The organism is Nocardia aurea, assembly GCF_003123685.1.
Lineage (GTDB): Bacteria > Actinomycetota > Actinomycetes > Mycobacteriales > Mycobacteriaceae > Nocardia > Nocardia aurea.
In genome coordinates, this window is sequence record NZ_QCYJ01000103.1 from 521,382 (window position 1) to 537,706 (window position 16,325).

The window sequence follows — 16,325 nt, forward strand, 5'->3', positions numbered from 1 at the left end:
AGTCCTGTCTGCGAGGGGGAAGTGCATGCGTGCGAGACATCGTGTGCTGTTGGCGGTGTCCCTGGTCTCGGCGACCCTTGCCGGATGTTCGACCGAACAGCAGGCACAGGCGCCCGACGCGCCGTCGGCCGCGGTGGCGACGTTCGGGGTCCGGGTGCCCGCCGTCGACCAGCACAAATTGCAGATCGCCGACCAGGTGCGCGCGCTCGATCCGTGCGGTTTCTTCGACGGCGAGGAGTTCGCGGCCTACACCCGGGCGGCTTCGGCGGGACCGGCGCGGGGTCTGGACGACTGCGCGGTCGGGGTGACCACGGCCGGGCGTACCCGGGCCTCCGGCCTGGCCACGATCGCGCTGGCCGGTGACGCCCCCGCGCCCGACGAGACCGAGACCCGCCCGATCGCGGGCGAGACGGTGATCGTCGCCCGGACCGCCGCCGAGGACACCGACTGCGCGTTCAAGGTGCCGCTGCGACTGCCAGGTTCGCAGCCGTCCTCGCACGACGGAGCCGCCACCGCGACGCCCTGGGCGCGGGTCGAGGGCGCCGGGTTCGATGATTCCGAGCTCAACTGTCAGGTCGCCACCGACGCCGCCACCGCGCTGGTCTCGGCGCTGCGCGAGAACAGAGCCCCCCGCCGCGCGGACGCCACCGTCACGACGACGCTGGCCGATCGCAGCCCGTGCGAACTGATGCCCGCGGTCCCCACCGGCTACACGATCTCGCGCTTCGACGTCCAAACCCGCCCCTACACCTGTAGTTTCCGCGTCGACGGATCCGCCGCGGGCCGCTACGGCTCGACGGTCACCGTGGATTTCCTGCTCCGTCCCGCCGCCGAGGCCCTGGAGCCCGCCGAGGGGCAGCTGGCGGTCGACGTCGCCGGGCACGCCGCCCTGCGCGAGGAATCCCCGGCGACCGGCTCGTGCTTCGTCAGCATGACCGCGGGCCCGCCCCTCGCCTCCGTCGCCACGCCCAAACCATCTACGACAACCTCCGGCACGACCACCGGCACCACGAGTTCCGCCGCGACGCGCGGCCAGGTGGTCATCCGCCTGTTCGCCGGCTCCTGTGCGGTAGCCGATCAACTGGCCCCCGTGGCAGCCGAGATATTCGACGCCAATCCCTGATCGAACCCCGTCGCGATCACGGTGGCGACACCGAGAAAAACAGGGGGATGCCGCGGGATCTAGAAGTCCGTGGCGGGAAGTCGGGAGTAGACGCCGGGAAAGCCGGGGCGCGCGACACCGTTACCCCACGAGGTGATCCCGGCGAGGAATCCGTCGACGAGAAGTGGTCCGCCGCTGTCGTATTCGCCGGTATCGGCCGTGGTCGAGCCCGCGCAGAGCATATCTCGCGGGTCGAAGGCGGGGCCGTAGACCGCCGCGCATTCGGCGTCGGAAACCATCGGGACGCTCGCCGCGCGCAATCGGGTGCCGGAGATGTCGGTTTCCGAGGTGGCGCCCCAGCCGAGTATCGAACCCGTCGTCGCGTCGGCGGCGCCGATCTCGGCGAAGCGGCCGGGACGTGGCGCGGCAAGGGTGAGGATCGCCAGATCGTCGTGGTACACGGCTGTGCCGCCGAAGGAGGTCTCGCGGAATCCGGGATGCAGGCGGATATCGGTGACGCCCACCGTCTCGCCGTCCGACGAACGCAGATCGGTGCGGCCGAACGTCACCGACAGCGCGCGGGGGACGGGTTGTGCGATCTGCACGCAATGCGCCGAGGTGAGCACCCGGTCGGGCGCGATGAGCGCACCGCCGCAGAACTGCCCCGACGGGCGGGTGAGGAACAGCGGACTGCCGACGGCGGCCAGCCACGGATAGCTCGCCGCGTCGACCTCGCCGCCGCCGACGATCGCCCCGGCCGTACCCGGGACGGCGACGGCGACGAGCGCGGCCGTGGCGAGCACGGCCGCGCGGTGCGCGCGTGTCATACCGGGCCTCCCGTGCGTGCGCGTCGACTGTTCGATCGGTCGCCGCACACTATTGGCGGTAGCTCTCCGGCGGTTGCCACGGCCGACCGTAGGGGTCGGCGGGCGGTGGGTCGGCGGGCGGTTGCTGCGGTTCCCGGGCCTGCTGTGGTTCCTGCGACGCGGGTGGCTTCTGCAACGCGGGTGACTGCTGTGGCTCTTCCCGCGTCGGAATCACCTGCTGATGCGGCGAGGGCACCGGCGGATGCCCCGGCGTGACGCCGAGATCTTCGACCGAGGTACGCGCGGTCGCCTCGGCGGCGCGCACCGCGCGTTCGATGGTCGGGTCGGGCGCGGTGTCGAACCAGTCGGCGACATCGGAATCGTCCTCGGCCCTGGCCTCGGCGGGCTCCTCGGCGGGCGGCTCGTACCGGAACACGCCGTCCTGGCCCTGGGTGGCGAAACTCTTGGCGAATCCCTCCAGCGCCTTGCCGAAATCGCTCGGCACCAACCACACCTTGTTCGCGTCGCCGCGCGCGACGAGCGGCAGCGTCTGCATGTACTGATAGGCGAGCAGTTCGGGGGTCGGCTTACCGGATTTGATTGCCGCGAAAACCTTTTCGATGGCCTTCGCCTGTCCCTGGGCCTGTAGGTACGAGGCCGCGCGCTCACCCTGGGCGCGCAGGATGCGGCTCTGCCGCTCGCCTTCCGCGGAAAGGATCGAGGACTGCTTGGAACCTTCGGCGGACAGGATCTGCGCCTGTTTGGCGCCCTCGGCAGTCTTGATCTGCGATTCGCGCTGACCTTCCGCGGTCAGGATCATGGCCCGCTTCTCGCGGTCCGCCTTCATCTGCTTCTCCATCGATTCCTGGATCGACGGCGGCGGATCGATGGCCTTCAGTTCCACGCGCGCCACCCGCAGACCCCAGCGGCCGGTCGCCTCGTCGAGTACGCCGCGCAACTGGCTGTTGATCTGGTCCCTGGAGGTCAGCGTCTCCTCCAGCGTCATCCCGCCCACCACGTTGCGCAGCGTGGTCACGGTGAGCTGTTCGACCGCGGCGATGTAGTTGCTGATCTCGTAGACGGCCGACTGCGGGCTGGTGACCTGGAAATACACCACCGAATCGATTTGCAGGGTCAGGTTGTCCTGGGTGATCACCGGCTGCGGCGGAAAGGAGACCACGCGTTCACGCAGGTCGACCTTGGCGCGGATACGGTCGGCGAACGGCACCAGGAACGTCAGCTGCCCGGAGACGGTGCGCGAATATCTCCCGAGCCGTTCGATCACCGCCGCCTCGGCCTGCGGCACCAGGGCGATCGATTTGAAGACCACCACCACGACCAGCAGGACGAGGACGGCGGCCACGATCAGTACAGCCATTACGGTCCCTTCCAGACGACGGCGGTCGCGCCGTCGATTTTCATCACGTACACGGTCGCGCCCGGCTCGTAGCTCTCGTCCGCGTTCATGGGCCGGGCGGTCCACTCCTCGCCGCCCAGTTTGACGCGCCCGGAATGGGCGGCGACCTCCTCCAGAACCAGTGCCGACTTACCCGTCAGCGCATCGACATTCGTCGGAATGGGCGGCGGCGTGCCGAACCGCCTGCGCAGCATCGGACGCACCCCGAGGAACAGGATCGCGGAGATCACCCCGAAGACGATCGCGTCGACGACCAGTGAGGTGTCGGCGGCGGCGCTGACACCGGCCGTGCCGAGTGCCGCGGCGCCCAACATCAACAATGTGAGGTCCCCGGTGAGCATCTCGGCCGCCGCGAGCAGTACTCCCGCGACGAGCCACACGACTGCGGCCACGAATTTCACTGTAGTGCGATCGCGGTGATCGTGGGCCGAGAGCGCCAACCGAGACGGCCGCGGCTCCGATCACACCCGCGTCACGAATGCCGGGCGCGGACGGGCACGCGGTTGCGCCGCCGACGCGTACCGCGATGACGGTGTAGGGAGGCGAGCCGTGTCGCCCCCGTTACCGACCGACACGAGGGATATGCCGAGATGGTTCGACGATCACGCATCACGTTGCTCGCCGCCGGGGTGGCGCTGGCGAGTCTGCTGACCGGCTGCGGTGTCACCGGCACTCCCGTCGCGGGCGAACCCGATGTGCGCACCCTCGAGGTCGGCCCGTATCCCGTCGACCGGCACCGGTACGACCAGGACTCGCACGGCAGAGGCGCTCTGCTGGAAGGTATCCGGATGGCCGACGCGGTCGTTCCCTCGGTCCGGATCGATTCGTCGCTGACCGCCGGGGTCTACTCCGATGTCGTCTCCGACGTCGACAGCGCCGTGTACGGATTCCTCGCCGATGTCGCGAAACCGGTGCTGGAGCGTTACGACATGGTGGTCGCCTACCGCACGATCGGTGCGGATCGGCCGTTCCAGCCGTTCGCGCAGGAGCAGACCGGGCCGACGCCGGACACCGTCGTGTTGCAGTCGCTGATGCGTTTCCGCAGCGCCGCTGTCGCGCAACAGGCCGCGCGCGATCTGGAGGACACCGATTTCCAGGTCGCGCCGGACCAGAACCGGCGCGTGCGGCATCCCGATTACCCCGACGCGCTGATCCATTGGCGTCCCGGCGTGCCCAATATGGGCACCTTCGTCGCCATCGGCGAGTACGTCCTGTTCGTCTTCGTCCAGCGTCAGAACGCCGACGAGCAGAACCTGCTCGGCTGGGTCGGTGCGACCCTGCGCGCCGAGATCCCGACGGCGAAGGCGTTCGCGCCCACCGCGATCGACAAGCTGGACACCCTGCGGGTCGACCCGGACGATCTGCTGGCCCGCGTGGTGGTCGAGGACCGTGATCGCGAACTCGATCCGGAGACCTTCAGCGTGCACCCGCCCTCGGCGATCGTGCACGGCGCGTCCAATCAGGCGGTGGCGGGGCGCATGCTGGAGGAGACCGGTATCGAGGCGGCGGGCGGCATCGACAACAGCGTCGTCTACCGGTTGCGCGACGCCTCCGGCGCTCCCGCGCTCATCGCGTACCTGCGGGCGAATTCGGGCGACGCCTTCGATCCGGTCGACGCGCCGCACGATGTGCCGGGCGCGACCTGCCAGCACCTCAACCATCGCGGCGACAGCGAAACGCACTACCGGTACGTGTGCTTCGTCTCGTACAAGCGCTACGTCGCGGGCGTCGCCGGAGACAGCGAAGCCGATGTGCGCCAGCGCGTGGCCGCGCAATACGCGTTGCTCGCCAACAGTCTGTGACCGGCACACCGCTACCGATTACGCCTCGATCGGTAGCGGCGGTGTTAGTTTCGGGCGGTGAGCGGGCGCGACGGATACGGCGATATCTTCTCGGGACATCCGAGGGCGAACAAGCGGGTGGTGCCGACGGTCACCGCCGAGCGGGACCTGGTGGTGGAGGACGCCGCGAGCGGATTCTGCGGCGCGGTAGTCGGTTTCGACCGCAGCTACGACGGCGAGTTCGTGAAGCTGGAGGACGCGCGCGGCGCGGTGCGGCTTTTCGCGTTGCGCGAGGCGGCGTTCCTGATCGACGGCAATCCGGTCACGCTGGTGCGTCCGCGCGCGGCGGCGCCTAAACAGCCGACCAGGTCCGCGTCGGGTTCGACACGGGTGGAGGGGTTGCGGGCTCGCGTGGCCAGGACCAGCCGCATCTGGGTGGAGGGCGTGCACGACGCGGCGCTGGTCGAGCGGGTGTGGGGACACGACCTGCGCGTGGAGGGCGTCGTGGTCGAACATCTGGAGGGGCTCGACAATCTGGCGCAGCGCCTCACCGAATTCGGGCCGGGTCCGGGCTGCCGGGTCGGGGTGCTCGTCGACCATCTGGTCACCGGGTCCAAGGAGACTCAGCTCACCACCGGGCTCGGCCCGCACGTGCTGGTGACCGGGCACCCGTTCATCGATGTCTGGCAGGCGGTGCGGCCCGCCGCGGTCGGCATCGAGCAGTGGCCCCGGGTGCCGCGCGGTGAGGACTGGAAGACCGGCATCTGCGCCAGGCTGGGGTGGGGCACCCCGCAGCAGGGGTGGCGCCGGGTCTACGAGGCGGTCGGATCCTTCCGCGACCTGGAAGCACCGCTGATCGGCGCGGTGGAACGGCTGATCGACTTCGTGACCGAACCCGAGCCGTGCGAGCCCGAGCCGTAATACGCAGCTCACCAGGGTTGTGCGACAGCCGCACCTCATCGCGGCAGTCATATTATGCTCGATGATTATGTGCTCTCCTAGTGCCACGCTGACGGTGTGGGCCGGCTCCTGGCTGGCCGGGAACAGCGCGCCCGACGACGTGCTGGAAGCCCTGCAGCAGTGGGCGCCCAAGCACACCATCGCCGCGGGCGATCCGGCCACCGGCGGTCGTTCCGACCTGCCGTGGTCCTCGCGCGGCAATCTGGCGGGCAGTGCGATGATGGCCCTGTTCAAGGTCATTCGGGAGACCATGGCCCAGCCCGGTGCGCGGCTGCGGCTGGTGCTCCCGGTGCCGGGTGACGTGCGCGGTCTTCCGGTCGGGACCATCTTCGCCGCCGACGCCGTCGAGGCCGAGGAAGGGCTGCTGATCGGTGTTCCCGGACAGGACGGCACCGGCCTGATTCCGCTGTGGGCCGACGACGGATCGTTGCAGTGGACGATCTACAGCACCCCGATTCCCCCCGAGCCGGGGTCGGATATGAGTCTCGGCGAGGCCGAGTACACGATGCGCGAGGCGGTCCGCGATGCCGCCGACGCGCTGATGCAACTGCACACCACCGCCGTCGGCGCGGTCGAATCCGATCCGCGTGAATTGATCGAGGCGGAATTGGCCGACTATTCACGTCACGATTACCCGGAGTCGATTCCGTTGCGCGCCAAGCGCATCCTCGACACCGCCGATCACGTCGCGGCGATTCTCACGGTGGCGCAGCGTGAACCGGCGTCCTCGCCCACCTCTGCCAGCGCCATCGGCGCGCAGGAGACGCTGTTGCGTCCACTGTGGGACGCGATCCGCGCGGCCAGACTGGTCGCCGTGCACGCGGCGGCGCGCGACGGTCGCTAGTTCCGACACGTACCCGACCGGTCCCCGCCGCGACGTGGTCTACACCGCTTAACCTGTTCGTCGATTGACGAGGACACGGGGCGGTTTCTAATGTTGGAGCGCACGATTCGTGCGCGATCGACACCATCCGAGCGGGACGAGCGGCCTGTGCCCTCGCCCGCGCGCGAGCGCGGTCCACACCGGCCCGCGCCACGAACAACACCGAATCCGAATCTGGAGTTCAGCCATGGCAGAACTGTTCACGCGCCCGGCGCGCCGCGGCGGCGGGCGGTAGCGGTGCGTACCCCCACCGCGCCCGCCGCCGAGCACTTCGACACCGAAGTACTCGGTAAACATTGGATACCGCTGTCGATGACCGATGCCGAGACGGCCGTGGTTCTGCGTGAACGGTTGGGCGTCGATTTCCCCGCCGCGAGAGAACGCGACTGGGAGACAGATGATTTCCTCTATGTGCCGGTGGTGGTGAATCACCGGCGCGGTGACGGCGATCCGGTGCGCGACACCATCGTCTTCGCGGTGAACGAGGAATTCCTGGTCACCTGGCAGCCGACGGAACCGTTCGTGCCCTTCGACGCGGCGATCGCGAAGATGAGCCGCGACCCGCTGCTGACCGGATCGTCCTACGGTGTGATGTACGCGCTGCTGTGGGCGCTCAACGACGGATCGCGCGACATCCTGCGTTCGGTCGACGCGACGCTGGCATCGGTGCGCGCCGAACTCGCCGCGGCGAGCACCGCCGACGGTCGCCGCGACCGCGGTGCCGTCACGGGGGAACTTCGCGGCGTGCCCACCGCCCTCGACGCCGTCGAGCGCGCCGTCGCCCCGGTGCGGGAGACACAACGCCACCTGGCGCGCGCCGCGCACCGAATGCGGGGTGAACTCGCTTGGTGCGCAAGCGAACTCGACGCGCGGACGATCGCGCTCGTGGACGATATCGACAGCGTGGAGAAGTACGCGGCCGCCGAGTACGACACGCTGCGCTATCTCCAGCACTCGCTGCGTTCCCGGCTCGACGTCGAACGCAACCGGCTCGTCGAGATCCTCACTCTGCTGGCCGCGATCTGTCTCCCGCCGACCCTGATCTCCACGTTCGCGCACGCCATCGGCATGCCGGATTGGGAGTTCGGCTACCTCGCCGCCACGGCGATCACCGTCGCCTCGGCCGTGATCCCCTTCGTCTACGTCGTCCGGAGGATCGGCGAGCGCTGAAATATGCGGCGCGAGTCGATATTCGGCGCGCCATCTTCTCGAATACATTGTGCCCGCTGGATCTGTGCGTTCGGCCGAGAGGATACGCGCGGTACGGCGGTCGCCGTCGTGCCCTTGGTGCGGTTCACAGTCCCCCTTCCCGAGGGTTGTGGAACTCACGAAATCTCCGATCCGGTGTGTCCGTCCCGCCGGGGGCCGTGGGTACGATCGAGCGAATCCAGCAGTGGCGCAGGATATTTGCTGACAAGCGATCAAGTCCCGGTGTGCATCGGCCGCTGCGGTCACCGGGGCAGGTACAGGACCATTTCGTGCGCGGGGCGCGACGTGGGTCCTTCGATTGCCCGTGTTCGGGAGGACCAAGATGTCGGATATTGCCATTGTGGGTATCGGCTGCCGATTCGGCGGTGGAATCGACTCACCGGAGAGCTTCTGGGATTTCGTGGTCGACAAGCGGGACGCGGTGGTCGAGATCCCCGCGGATCGCTGGGACTATCGCCGCTACTACGACGCGGACCGGCGCACACCCGGGCGCAGCTACACCAAACGCGGTGCGTTCCTGACCTCGGACCCGTGGGAATTCGACCCCGATTTCTTCGGTATCTCGCCGCGCGAGGCGACGGGCCTCGATCCCCAGCAGCGGCTGCTGCTGGAAGTCACCTGGGAGGCGTTGGACGACGCCGGATTCGCCGGGCGCGCGGCGGGCGAGTCGGTCGGCGTCTACGTCGGCGGATTCGTGGTCGACCAGTCGGTGGTCGGGGTGGTCGGCCCCGCGCTGGCGCACGTGGACATGCACACCGCCGCCAGCGCCTCCTACACGATGCTGTCGAACCGAATCGCGTACGCGCTCAACCTGATCGGACCGGCACTGACGATAGATACGGCCTGTTCGTCGTCGCTGGTCGCGTTCCATCTCGCCTGCCAGGCGCTGGACAACGGTGACTGCGAGGTCGCGCTGGCGGGCGGTGTGAACGTCATGCTCCAGCCGGAGACCTTCGTCATGATGTGCAAGGGCGGATTCCTCGCCGAGGACGGCCGCTGCAAATCCTTCGACGCCACCGGCGACGGGTACGGCCGCGGTGAGGGCGGCGGGATCGTCGTGCTCAAGAAACTCGACGACGCGGTGCGCGACGGCGACCGGATCTACGCCGTGGTCAAGGCGACCGGCTCCAACCAGGACGGGCGGACCACCGCCATCACGGTGCCCAACGCCGATTCCCAGGAGGCGCTGGCGCGGGCGGTCTGCGAGCGCGCCGGACTCTCGCCCGCCCGGATCACCTACGTCGAGGCGCACGGCACCGGAACACCGGTGGGTGATCCCATCGAATTACGAGCGCTCGGCCGGGTCTACGGCGCGGACGCGGGCCGCCCCGCCTCCCTCGGGGTCGGCTCGCTCAAGGCCACCCTCGGGCACACCGAAGCCGCGTCCGGGATCGCGAGTGTGATCAAATCCGCCCTGGCGATCCGGCACCGCACGATTCCGCCGCAGGGCTGGCTCGACGAGCCCAATCCCGACATTCCCTTCGCCGAGCTGGGATTGCACGTGCAGACCGAGCCGGAAGTGGTCGCGCCGGACGTCGATCGGATGACGATCGCCGTCAACGGTTTCGGCTACGGCGGCACCAACGCCCACGCCATCCTCCAGGAGTTCCACGCCGAGCAGGCCGGTGCGCCCGCCACGGCGAGGCATTACGGCGTGCTGCCGCTGTCGGCGCGCAGCGCGCCCGCCGTGCGTGCCATCGCGGGACGGTTCGCCGATCTGCTCGCCGACGGAGCCGACGTGGACCACCTCGCGGAGGCGGCGTGGACGCGACTGGCGCACCATCAGTTCCGAAGCGGCGTCCTGGTCGGCGAGAGCGCCGACGTCGTCCGGGATCTGCGCCTGTTCGCGGCGGGCGAGGGGCGCGACGCCACCCGCACCGTCTCCCGGCGCACGGCCGAACCGGTCTTCGTCTTCTCCGGTATGGGACCGCAGTGGTGGGCCATGGCACGCGAACTGCTGGTCGCGGGCGGCGCCTTCGCGAAGACCGCCGAGCAGATCGACGACGTCTTCGTCGAACTCGCCGGCTGGTCGATCATCGAGGAACTGCTGCGACCGGAACAGGAATCACGGGTCGCGAAAACCGACGTGGCACAACCGGCGAACTTCCTGGTCCAGGTCTCGCTGGTCAGCGAACTCGCCCAATTCGGAATCACCCCATCGGCCGTGATCGGGCACAGCGTCGGCGAGGTATCGGCGGCCTACGTCACCGGCCTGCTCTCGCTGCGGGACGCGGTGCTGGTCGCCTACCACCGCGCGCGACTACAGGCGACGACGGCGGGCTCGGGCGGGATGCTCGCGGTCGGTCTCGGTCGGGAACAGGCCGAGCGGCTCATCGCGGACATCCCCGGTGTGGATATCGGCGCGGTCAACAGCCCCGGCGCGCTGACCCTGTCCGGTAACGCCGACCGCTTGGACGAGATCGCCGAAACACTCACCGAACAGGGCGCTTTCGCCCGCAGGCTGCGCGTCGAGGTGCCCTATCACAGCAATCTGATGGATCCCATCCTGGTCGAACTGCGCAGCGTGCTCGCTGAACTCACGCCGCGCCCGCCCACCGTCGCGCTGTACTCGACGGTCACCGGCGCGCCCGTCACGGCGGGCGACTGGGATGCCGAATACTGGTGCGCCAACGTGCGACAGCCGGTCCGCTTCACCGACGCCGTCGCGGCGGCGATCGGCGCGGGTCACCGGGTGTTCGTCGAGGTCGGTCCGCACCCGGTGCTCTCGGGCAATATTCGCGAGATCCTGCTCGGCGCGGGCGAAACCGGCGCGACCGTCTCGACCCTGGACCGCAAACAAACCGACAGCGAGAGCATCCGCCGGACGATCATCGGCCTCTACGGCGCGGGCGTCCTCGATCCGGGCGTCCTCTTCCCCGCCGACGGCGCGGTCACCCCGCACCTGCCGCTGCCGCGCTACCCGTGGCAGCAGACCCGCCTGCACGCGCCGCTGCCCGTCTTCGAACAGTTGCGTCTGGGTACCCCGGGCGGCTACGCCATGCTCGGCGATCCCGATTTCGAGGGCAGGCCGGGCTGGCAACTACAGATCGGCACCGAGAAACTGCCGTGGCTGGTCGATCACGTGGTCGGCGGCGCACGGATCCTGCCCGGCGCGGCCTATCTCGACGCGGCGCTGAGCGCGGCCTCGAGCCGAATGGTCGACAAACGGGTGGCGCTGGAACAGGTGCGGTTCGTCGCGCCGCTGATCATGAGCGCTCCCGATGTGCCGCTGCTGGAATTCACCATCGAGGAATCGAGCGGACGTTTCCTCATCAGATCGCGCAGCGCCACCGGAACGGTCTGGACGGTCAACGCGATCGGCCGACTGCTGACCGGCAGCTACGAGGGCGCGAAAGGCACTGTCCCCGAGGACGATTCCGCGGTCGATTTCGCCCCCGACCTGTTCTACGCCGCCCTTGCCGCGCGAGGTCTGCAGTACGGTCCCACCTTCCGGCGGGTGACCTCGGTGCGCGCCGGAACCGATGCCGTGGTCGCGACCGTCGACGCCACCATCGCCGCCGACTCCGGTCACCTGGCGCACCCCGCCGTCGTGGACGCCGCGATGCAGACGGTGGCGCTGCTGTTCGCGGCCGACAGTCTGGGCGAGGGCGCGATGGTGCCGGTGGGGGTGAACGCGGTACGGATGTTCGCCCCACTGCCCGAGCAGGTCACCGTGGTCGCCCGCCGCGATCCGGCGGCGCGGCTGTGCGCCGACGTCGATCTGCTCGACGAGGACCGCAATGTGTGCCTGCGACTGATCGGCGTGCGGGTCGGCGCGCTGACACCGGGGATGAGCCCGCTGCATCGGATGGCCGACTTCTTCTACGCCGACACCATGGAACAGCTCGAGCCGGTCGACCCGGCGGCATTGCCCGCCGCGGAGAGTGTCGCCACCGTCGTGGTAGCGCTCGGTGCGAGCGAGCGCGCCGAACTGCTGGCCGCCGCGCTGCCGGGTTCCGGATTCCACCTCGTCGAGCGGGACGACCCGGACCTGGAGACCCGGGTGACCGAACTGCTGGCGGCCGCCGCCGTCGACGGCGTCCAACGGCGGCACGTGTGCGTGGTCGCGGGCTCGGTCGACGACGATGTCGCCGATCTGTGGACCTTGAAGCGGATCGCCCTCGCCGTGGACGCGGTCGCCGAGGCCGCCGACACCGAGGTGCTGTCCGGAATCGGCGACGGTTCCTGTCACATCACCCTGGTGACCGAACGGGCGTTCACCCTGCCGGACAGCGCGGTCGCACCCGATTCCGCGCACGCCGCGCTGGCGGGCGCCCGTCGCGTCCTGCTGAACGAGCAGAGCAGGCTGCGCTGGCGCCTGATCGACGTCGACGCCGATACCGCCGTCGCGGATCTCGTGCGGGAACTGCTGGTCCCCGGCGCGTTCAGCTACGACAATTCCGACGAGGTGCTGCTGCGCGCGGGTGTGCGCTGGGTTCCCGTGGTGCGCAAACCGCTGTCGGACCGCATCGACGTCCTGGAAACCGCGGTCCCGCTCGACGATCCCGAATCCGATTTCGAATTGGAGGTGCCGCGGTCGCGGCTGCTGTCGGCGCTGGCGTGGCGGCAGTGCCGACGCCGCGATCCCGGGCCGGGCGAGATCGAAGTGCGGATGCGCGTGGTCGGGCTCAACTACAAGGACCCGCTCAAGGTGATGGGCATCCTGGGTGAACGCGAACTCGCCGGAACCTTCTTCGGGACCTCGCCGGGTATGGAGGGTGTCGGCACCGTGGTGCGGCTCGGTCCCGGCGTCGACACCGTCGCCGAAGGCGATGTGGTCGCCGTCGCCGCCAAGGGCATGATGCGGCGCTTCCATCTCGTCGGACAGCATTCGGTGATCCGGCTGCCGGAGGGCGCTGAACCCGGATTCTGCACCAGCACCACGGCATTCGGCACCGCTGAGTACGCGCTGCTCGATCTGGCGCGCATCCAGCCGGGCGAGACGGTGCTGATCCACGGCGCGGCGGGCGGCGTCGGTTCGGCGGCGATCCAGGTGGCCCGAGCCGCGGGCGCGCGGATCATCGGCACCGCGAGCACCGACGAGCGCCGCGCCCATATCCTGGACCTCGGCGCCGATCACGCGCTGAATTCGCGGTCGCTGAATTTCGCCGACGACGTGCTCGGCTTGACCGACGGCGTCGGCGTCGACGTGGTGCTGAGCACCGCGCCCGGTGAGATCCTGCGCCAGAACTTCAAGGCGGTCACCGAATTCGGGCGCATCGTCGAAGTAGGCAAGGCCGACGTGTACACCGGCGGCCTGCTGGAACTGGCCAACTTCGACAAGAATCTGTCCTACTTCTCGGTCGACCTGGACCGCATGTGCGCGGTACGCCCCGCCCAGCTGGCCGATCTGCTGCGCCGGGTCTACGACAAGATCGAGAGCGGGGTCTACCGCCCGCTGCCCTACGAACTGTTCGGCGTCGAGGACGTGTCGAGGGCATTCGACGAGGTCATCCGCTCGACACGGATCGGCAGGATCGCCATCGACATGGATCAGGTCGCGCCGCCGGTGCGGCCCGCCCTACCCGAGGTCGAGATCGACAGTGTCGCGAGCTATCTGATCACCGGTGGGTTCGGCGGCTTCGGCCTGGCGACCGGGCGCTGGCTGGTGAGCAAGGGGGCGCGCAGACTCGTACTGGTCGGACGGAGCGGCGCGAACAACGACGCGGCACGTCAGCAACTGGCCGCCTGGCGGGCCGGGGGAGTCGAAATCGTCGAAGAACTCGCCGATATCGCCGACACCGAGGCCGTCGCGGCCATCGTCGAGCGGGCGCACGGTGGCGGTCATCCGCTGCGCGGCATCTTCCACGCGGCGGGCGCGGTGGCCGACAACCGGATCGCGGTGATGGATCTCGACCAGCTCACCAGGGTGTACCGGCCCAAGGTGCACGGCGCGCGCGCCCTGCACAAGGCCGTCACCGAGGCGGGCATCACGCTGGACATGTTCGTGCTGTACTCCTCGGGCGGCTCGATGTTCGGCATCTTCGGGCAGTACAACTACACCGCCGCCAATGTCGCGGTCGAGGCGCTGGCTGAGCAGTGGGCGCGTGCGGGCGAACGCGTGACCTGCGTCGGATGGGGCCATATGTCCGGGGCCACCGGCGGTATGGCCTCCGACGACAAGGTCGCCAAATATCTGGAGGTGGTCGGGTTCGGCCCGATCGACATGACCGACGGCACCGTCTATCTCGAGCAGACACTGCGGCTCGGACAGACCCGTGCGGCGATCATCCCGACCGACTGGACCAAACTCACCGCCGCGTTCCCACAGATGAGCCGCACCGGCAGGTTGGCCGCGCTGGCGGCGGCCTCGGTGGAGGACAATTCGGCGGCGGCGAAGATGAAGGCCGAACTGGCCGCGCTCGACGAGGGCAAACGCGGCCAGGCGGTCGCCAGGATGCTCGCCGACCAACTCGCGGTGGTCATGGGTGTGGCCCCCGAGTCGATCGACCTGACCGTGCCCGTTCCCGAACTCGGTCTGGACTCCCTGATGGCGGTGGAATTCGGTACCCGCGTGAGCAAATCGCTCGGGATCGAGCTGATGTCGTTGCAGATGGGACGCTCGTTCAGCCTCGAACAGGTCGGCCCCAAGGTGGCCGAACTCATCCTCGCCTCCGACGCGGGCGCCTCGGCGGCGGCGCTGCTGGCGGCGTCGGAAGCGCCGAGCGCACCCGCCGCCGTCGAAGAACCGGCGGCGGAACAACCAGTACCCGTGGGCGCGTGACCGAGATCGGCACTCGCGCGTCCGCCGAGACGGCGGACGGCGAGCGCGCCGCGTGGCTGGCCTTCGCCGGATGTCTGATCGCGGTGTTCATGCAGATGATCGACGTGACGATCGTGAACACCGCGCTCCCCGACATCACCTCGGATCTGCACGCCTCGCGGTCGGAGCAGTTGTTCGTGATCTCCGGCTACTCGCTGGCCTTCGCCTGCACCCTGCTGGTCGCGGCCCGGATCGGTGAACTGACCGGCCGTCGCGCGATGTTCCTGGTGTCGGTGGTCGCCTTCACCGCGACCTCGGTGTGGTGCGGCGTGTCCACCAGCGCCACCGAACTGATCATCGCCAGGGTGGCGCAGGGGATTTCGGGCGCGGGCATGGCGGCGCAAACGATCGCCATCCTGACCGCGAGCTTTCCGCGCGAACGGCATCCGCAGGTTTTCGCCCTCTACGGCGCGACGGCCGGATTCGCCGGAATGCTCGGACCGATTCTCGGTGGCACGCTGATCACCCTGTCGCCCTGGGGGTTCGGCTGGCATTCGATATTCCTGATCAACCTGCCCCTCGGCCTGCTCGCGCTCGCGCTCGCGCTGCGCTACCTGCGCCTGGGCAGACCCGCCGAACGCGGCAGGCTCGACCCCGTCGGGGCGATCCTGTCGACGGTGAGTCTGTTCGCCCTGCTCGGGGCACTGGCCGATCTACAACAGAACGGCTGGCGGCCGGGACCTTTCGCGGTCGCCGTCGGCGCGCTCGGGCTCGGCGCGCTCTTCGTCGGCCACCAGCGGTTGCTCGACCGGCGCGGCCGGACGCCGCTGGTAGGGCTCGATCTGTTCGCCGACCGCGGATTTCGCGTCGGCTCGATTCTGGTGACCCTGTTCTTCGGGCTGTTCACCGCGTTCGTGTACACCATCTCGATCACCCTGCAGGACGAATTGGATTTCTCCCCGTTGCGCACCGGACTCGCCATGACACCCTTCGCGTTGGGCGCCGGTGCGGGGGCGCTCGCCTCGCCGCTGCTGGTCGGGCGGTGGGGCGTGCGGGTGCTCGCGGTCGGAATCGCCTCCTACGGAGTCTGTATCGCGATCGGCGCCGCCTATCTCCACATCACCGGTGGCGTCGTGAATCTGGCCCTGGCGGCGGGCCCGGTATTCCTGTCCGGACTCGGCGTCGGACTGTTCGGCGTCCAACTACAACCCCTGATGCTCGCGGGCCTGGATCAGCGCCGCATGGACGCGGCGTCGGGCCTGCTCCCCACGATCGAGCAGATCGGCAACGGTGTCGGTCTGGCGCTGCTGAGCACGGTCTTCTTCCGCGCTCACACCCTCGGTGGCAGCGTCACCATGCTGTCGGCCATCGCGGTCGTCGCCCTCGGCATGGGTGTCCTGACCCTCGCGCTGCCCGACACACCGGCGCGGCCCCAGCCGTTCGCACGCATCGAATAGAGGTTTC

At 69.2% G+C, this 16,325-nt stretch carries 10 protein-coding genes; 7 read left to right on the forward strand and 3 right to left on the reverse strand.

Translation table 11 applies throughout. The features are described from left to right. The first annotated feature begins 25 nt into the window (after window positions 1-25). Complete coding sequence (locus tag DAT37_RS23590; RefSeq protein WP_109526991.1) at window positions 26-1,123, forward strand: hypothetical protein; 1,098 nt, start codon at window positions 26-28, stop codon at window positions 1,121-1,123. Between the two features lie 59 nt (window positions 1,124-1,182). On the opposite strand, the gene DAT37_RS23595 is transcribed toward DAT37_RS23590, so the two are convergent. Genes DAT37_RS23595 through DAT37_RS23605 form a run of 3 tightly spaced genes read right to left on the reverse strand, consistent with a single transcriptional unit; the run spans window position 1,183 to window position 3,717 of the window. Beyond that, window positions 1,183-1,929: a serine protease gene (locus tag DAT37_RS23595; protein ID WP_109526992.1), complete on the reverse strand. Its 747-nt coding sequence runs from the start codon at window positions 1,927-1,929 to the stop codon at window positions 1,183-1,185. A 49-nt stretch (window positions 1,930-1,978) separates the two neighbouring features. After that, window positions 1,979-3,286 (reverse strand): SPFH domain-containing protein, encoded by a 1,308-nt coding sequence (locus tag DAT37_RS23600; protein ID WP_109526993.1) that lies wholly within the window; start codon window positions 3,284-3,286, stop codon window positions 1,979-1,981. Next, window positions 3,286-3,717: an NfeD family protein gene (locus DAT37_RS23605; RefSeq protein ID WP_109527362.1), complete on the reverse strand. Its 432-nt coding sequence runs from the start codon at window positions 3,715-3,717 to the stop codon at window positions 3,286-3,288. Before DAT37_RS23605 ends, DAT37_RS23600 begins: the two co-directional genes overlap by 1 nt. Window positions 3,718-3,915: 198 nt before the next feature. Here DAT37_RS23605 and DAT37_RS23610 point away from each other — a divergent pair, with 198 nt between their 5' ends. From DAT37_RS23610 to DAT37_RS23635, 6 genes are all read left to right on the forward strand, one after another. Further along, a complete protein-coding gene (locus DAT37_RS23610; protein WP_109526994.1) occupies window positions 3,916-5,127 on the forward strand; it encodes a DUF7373 family lipoprotein in 1,212 nt (403 codons plus the stop codon). Between the two features lie 57 nt (window positions 5,128-5,184). After that, window positions 5,185-6,027 carry a DUF3097 domain-containing protein gene (locus DAT37_RS23615; protein WP_109526995.1) on the forward strand — a complete coding sequence of 281 codons (843 nt, stop codon included), beginning with the start codon at window positions 5,185-5,187 and terminating at the stop codon, window positions 6,025-6,027. A gap of 67 nt (window positions 6,028-6,094) precedes the next feature. Continuing rightward, window positions 6,095-6,910, forward strand: a complete 816-nt coding sequence (locus tag DAT37_RS23620) for a hypothetical protein (protein ID WP_109526996.1) — start codon at window positions 6,095-6,097, stop codon at window positions 6,908-6,910. A gap of 276 nt (window positions 6,911-7,186) precedes the next feature. After that, the gene (locus tag DAT37_RS23625) at window positions 7,187-8,119 is read left to right on the forward strand and encodes a CorA family divalent cation transporter (protein WP_157978631.1); all 933 of its coding nucleotides are present in this window, start codon (window positions 7,187-7,189) and stop codon (window positions 8,117-8,119) included. A gap of 361 nt (window positions 8,120-8,480) precedes the next feature. Further along, window positions 8,481-14,882 carry a type I polyketide synthase gene (locus tag DAT37_RS23630; RefSeq protein WP_109526998.1) on the forward strand — a complete coding sequence of 2,134 codons (6,402 nt, stop codon included), beginning with the start codon at window positions 8,481-8,483 and terminating at the stop codon, window positions 14,880-14,882. Beyond that, window positions 14,879-16,318 (forward strand): MFS transporter, encoded by a 1,440-nt coding sequence (locus DAT37_RS23635; protein WP_232839944.1) that lies wholly within the window; start codon window positions 14,879-14,881, stop codon window positions 16,316-16,318. Before DAT37_RS23630 ends, DAT37_RS23635 begins: the two co-directional genes overlap by 4 nt. The last annotated feature ends 7 nt before the right edge of the window (window positions 16,319-16,325 follow it).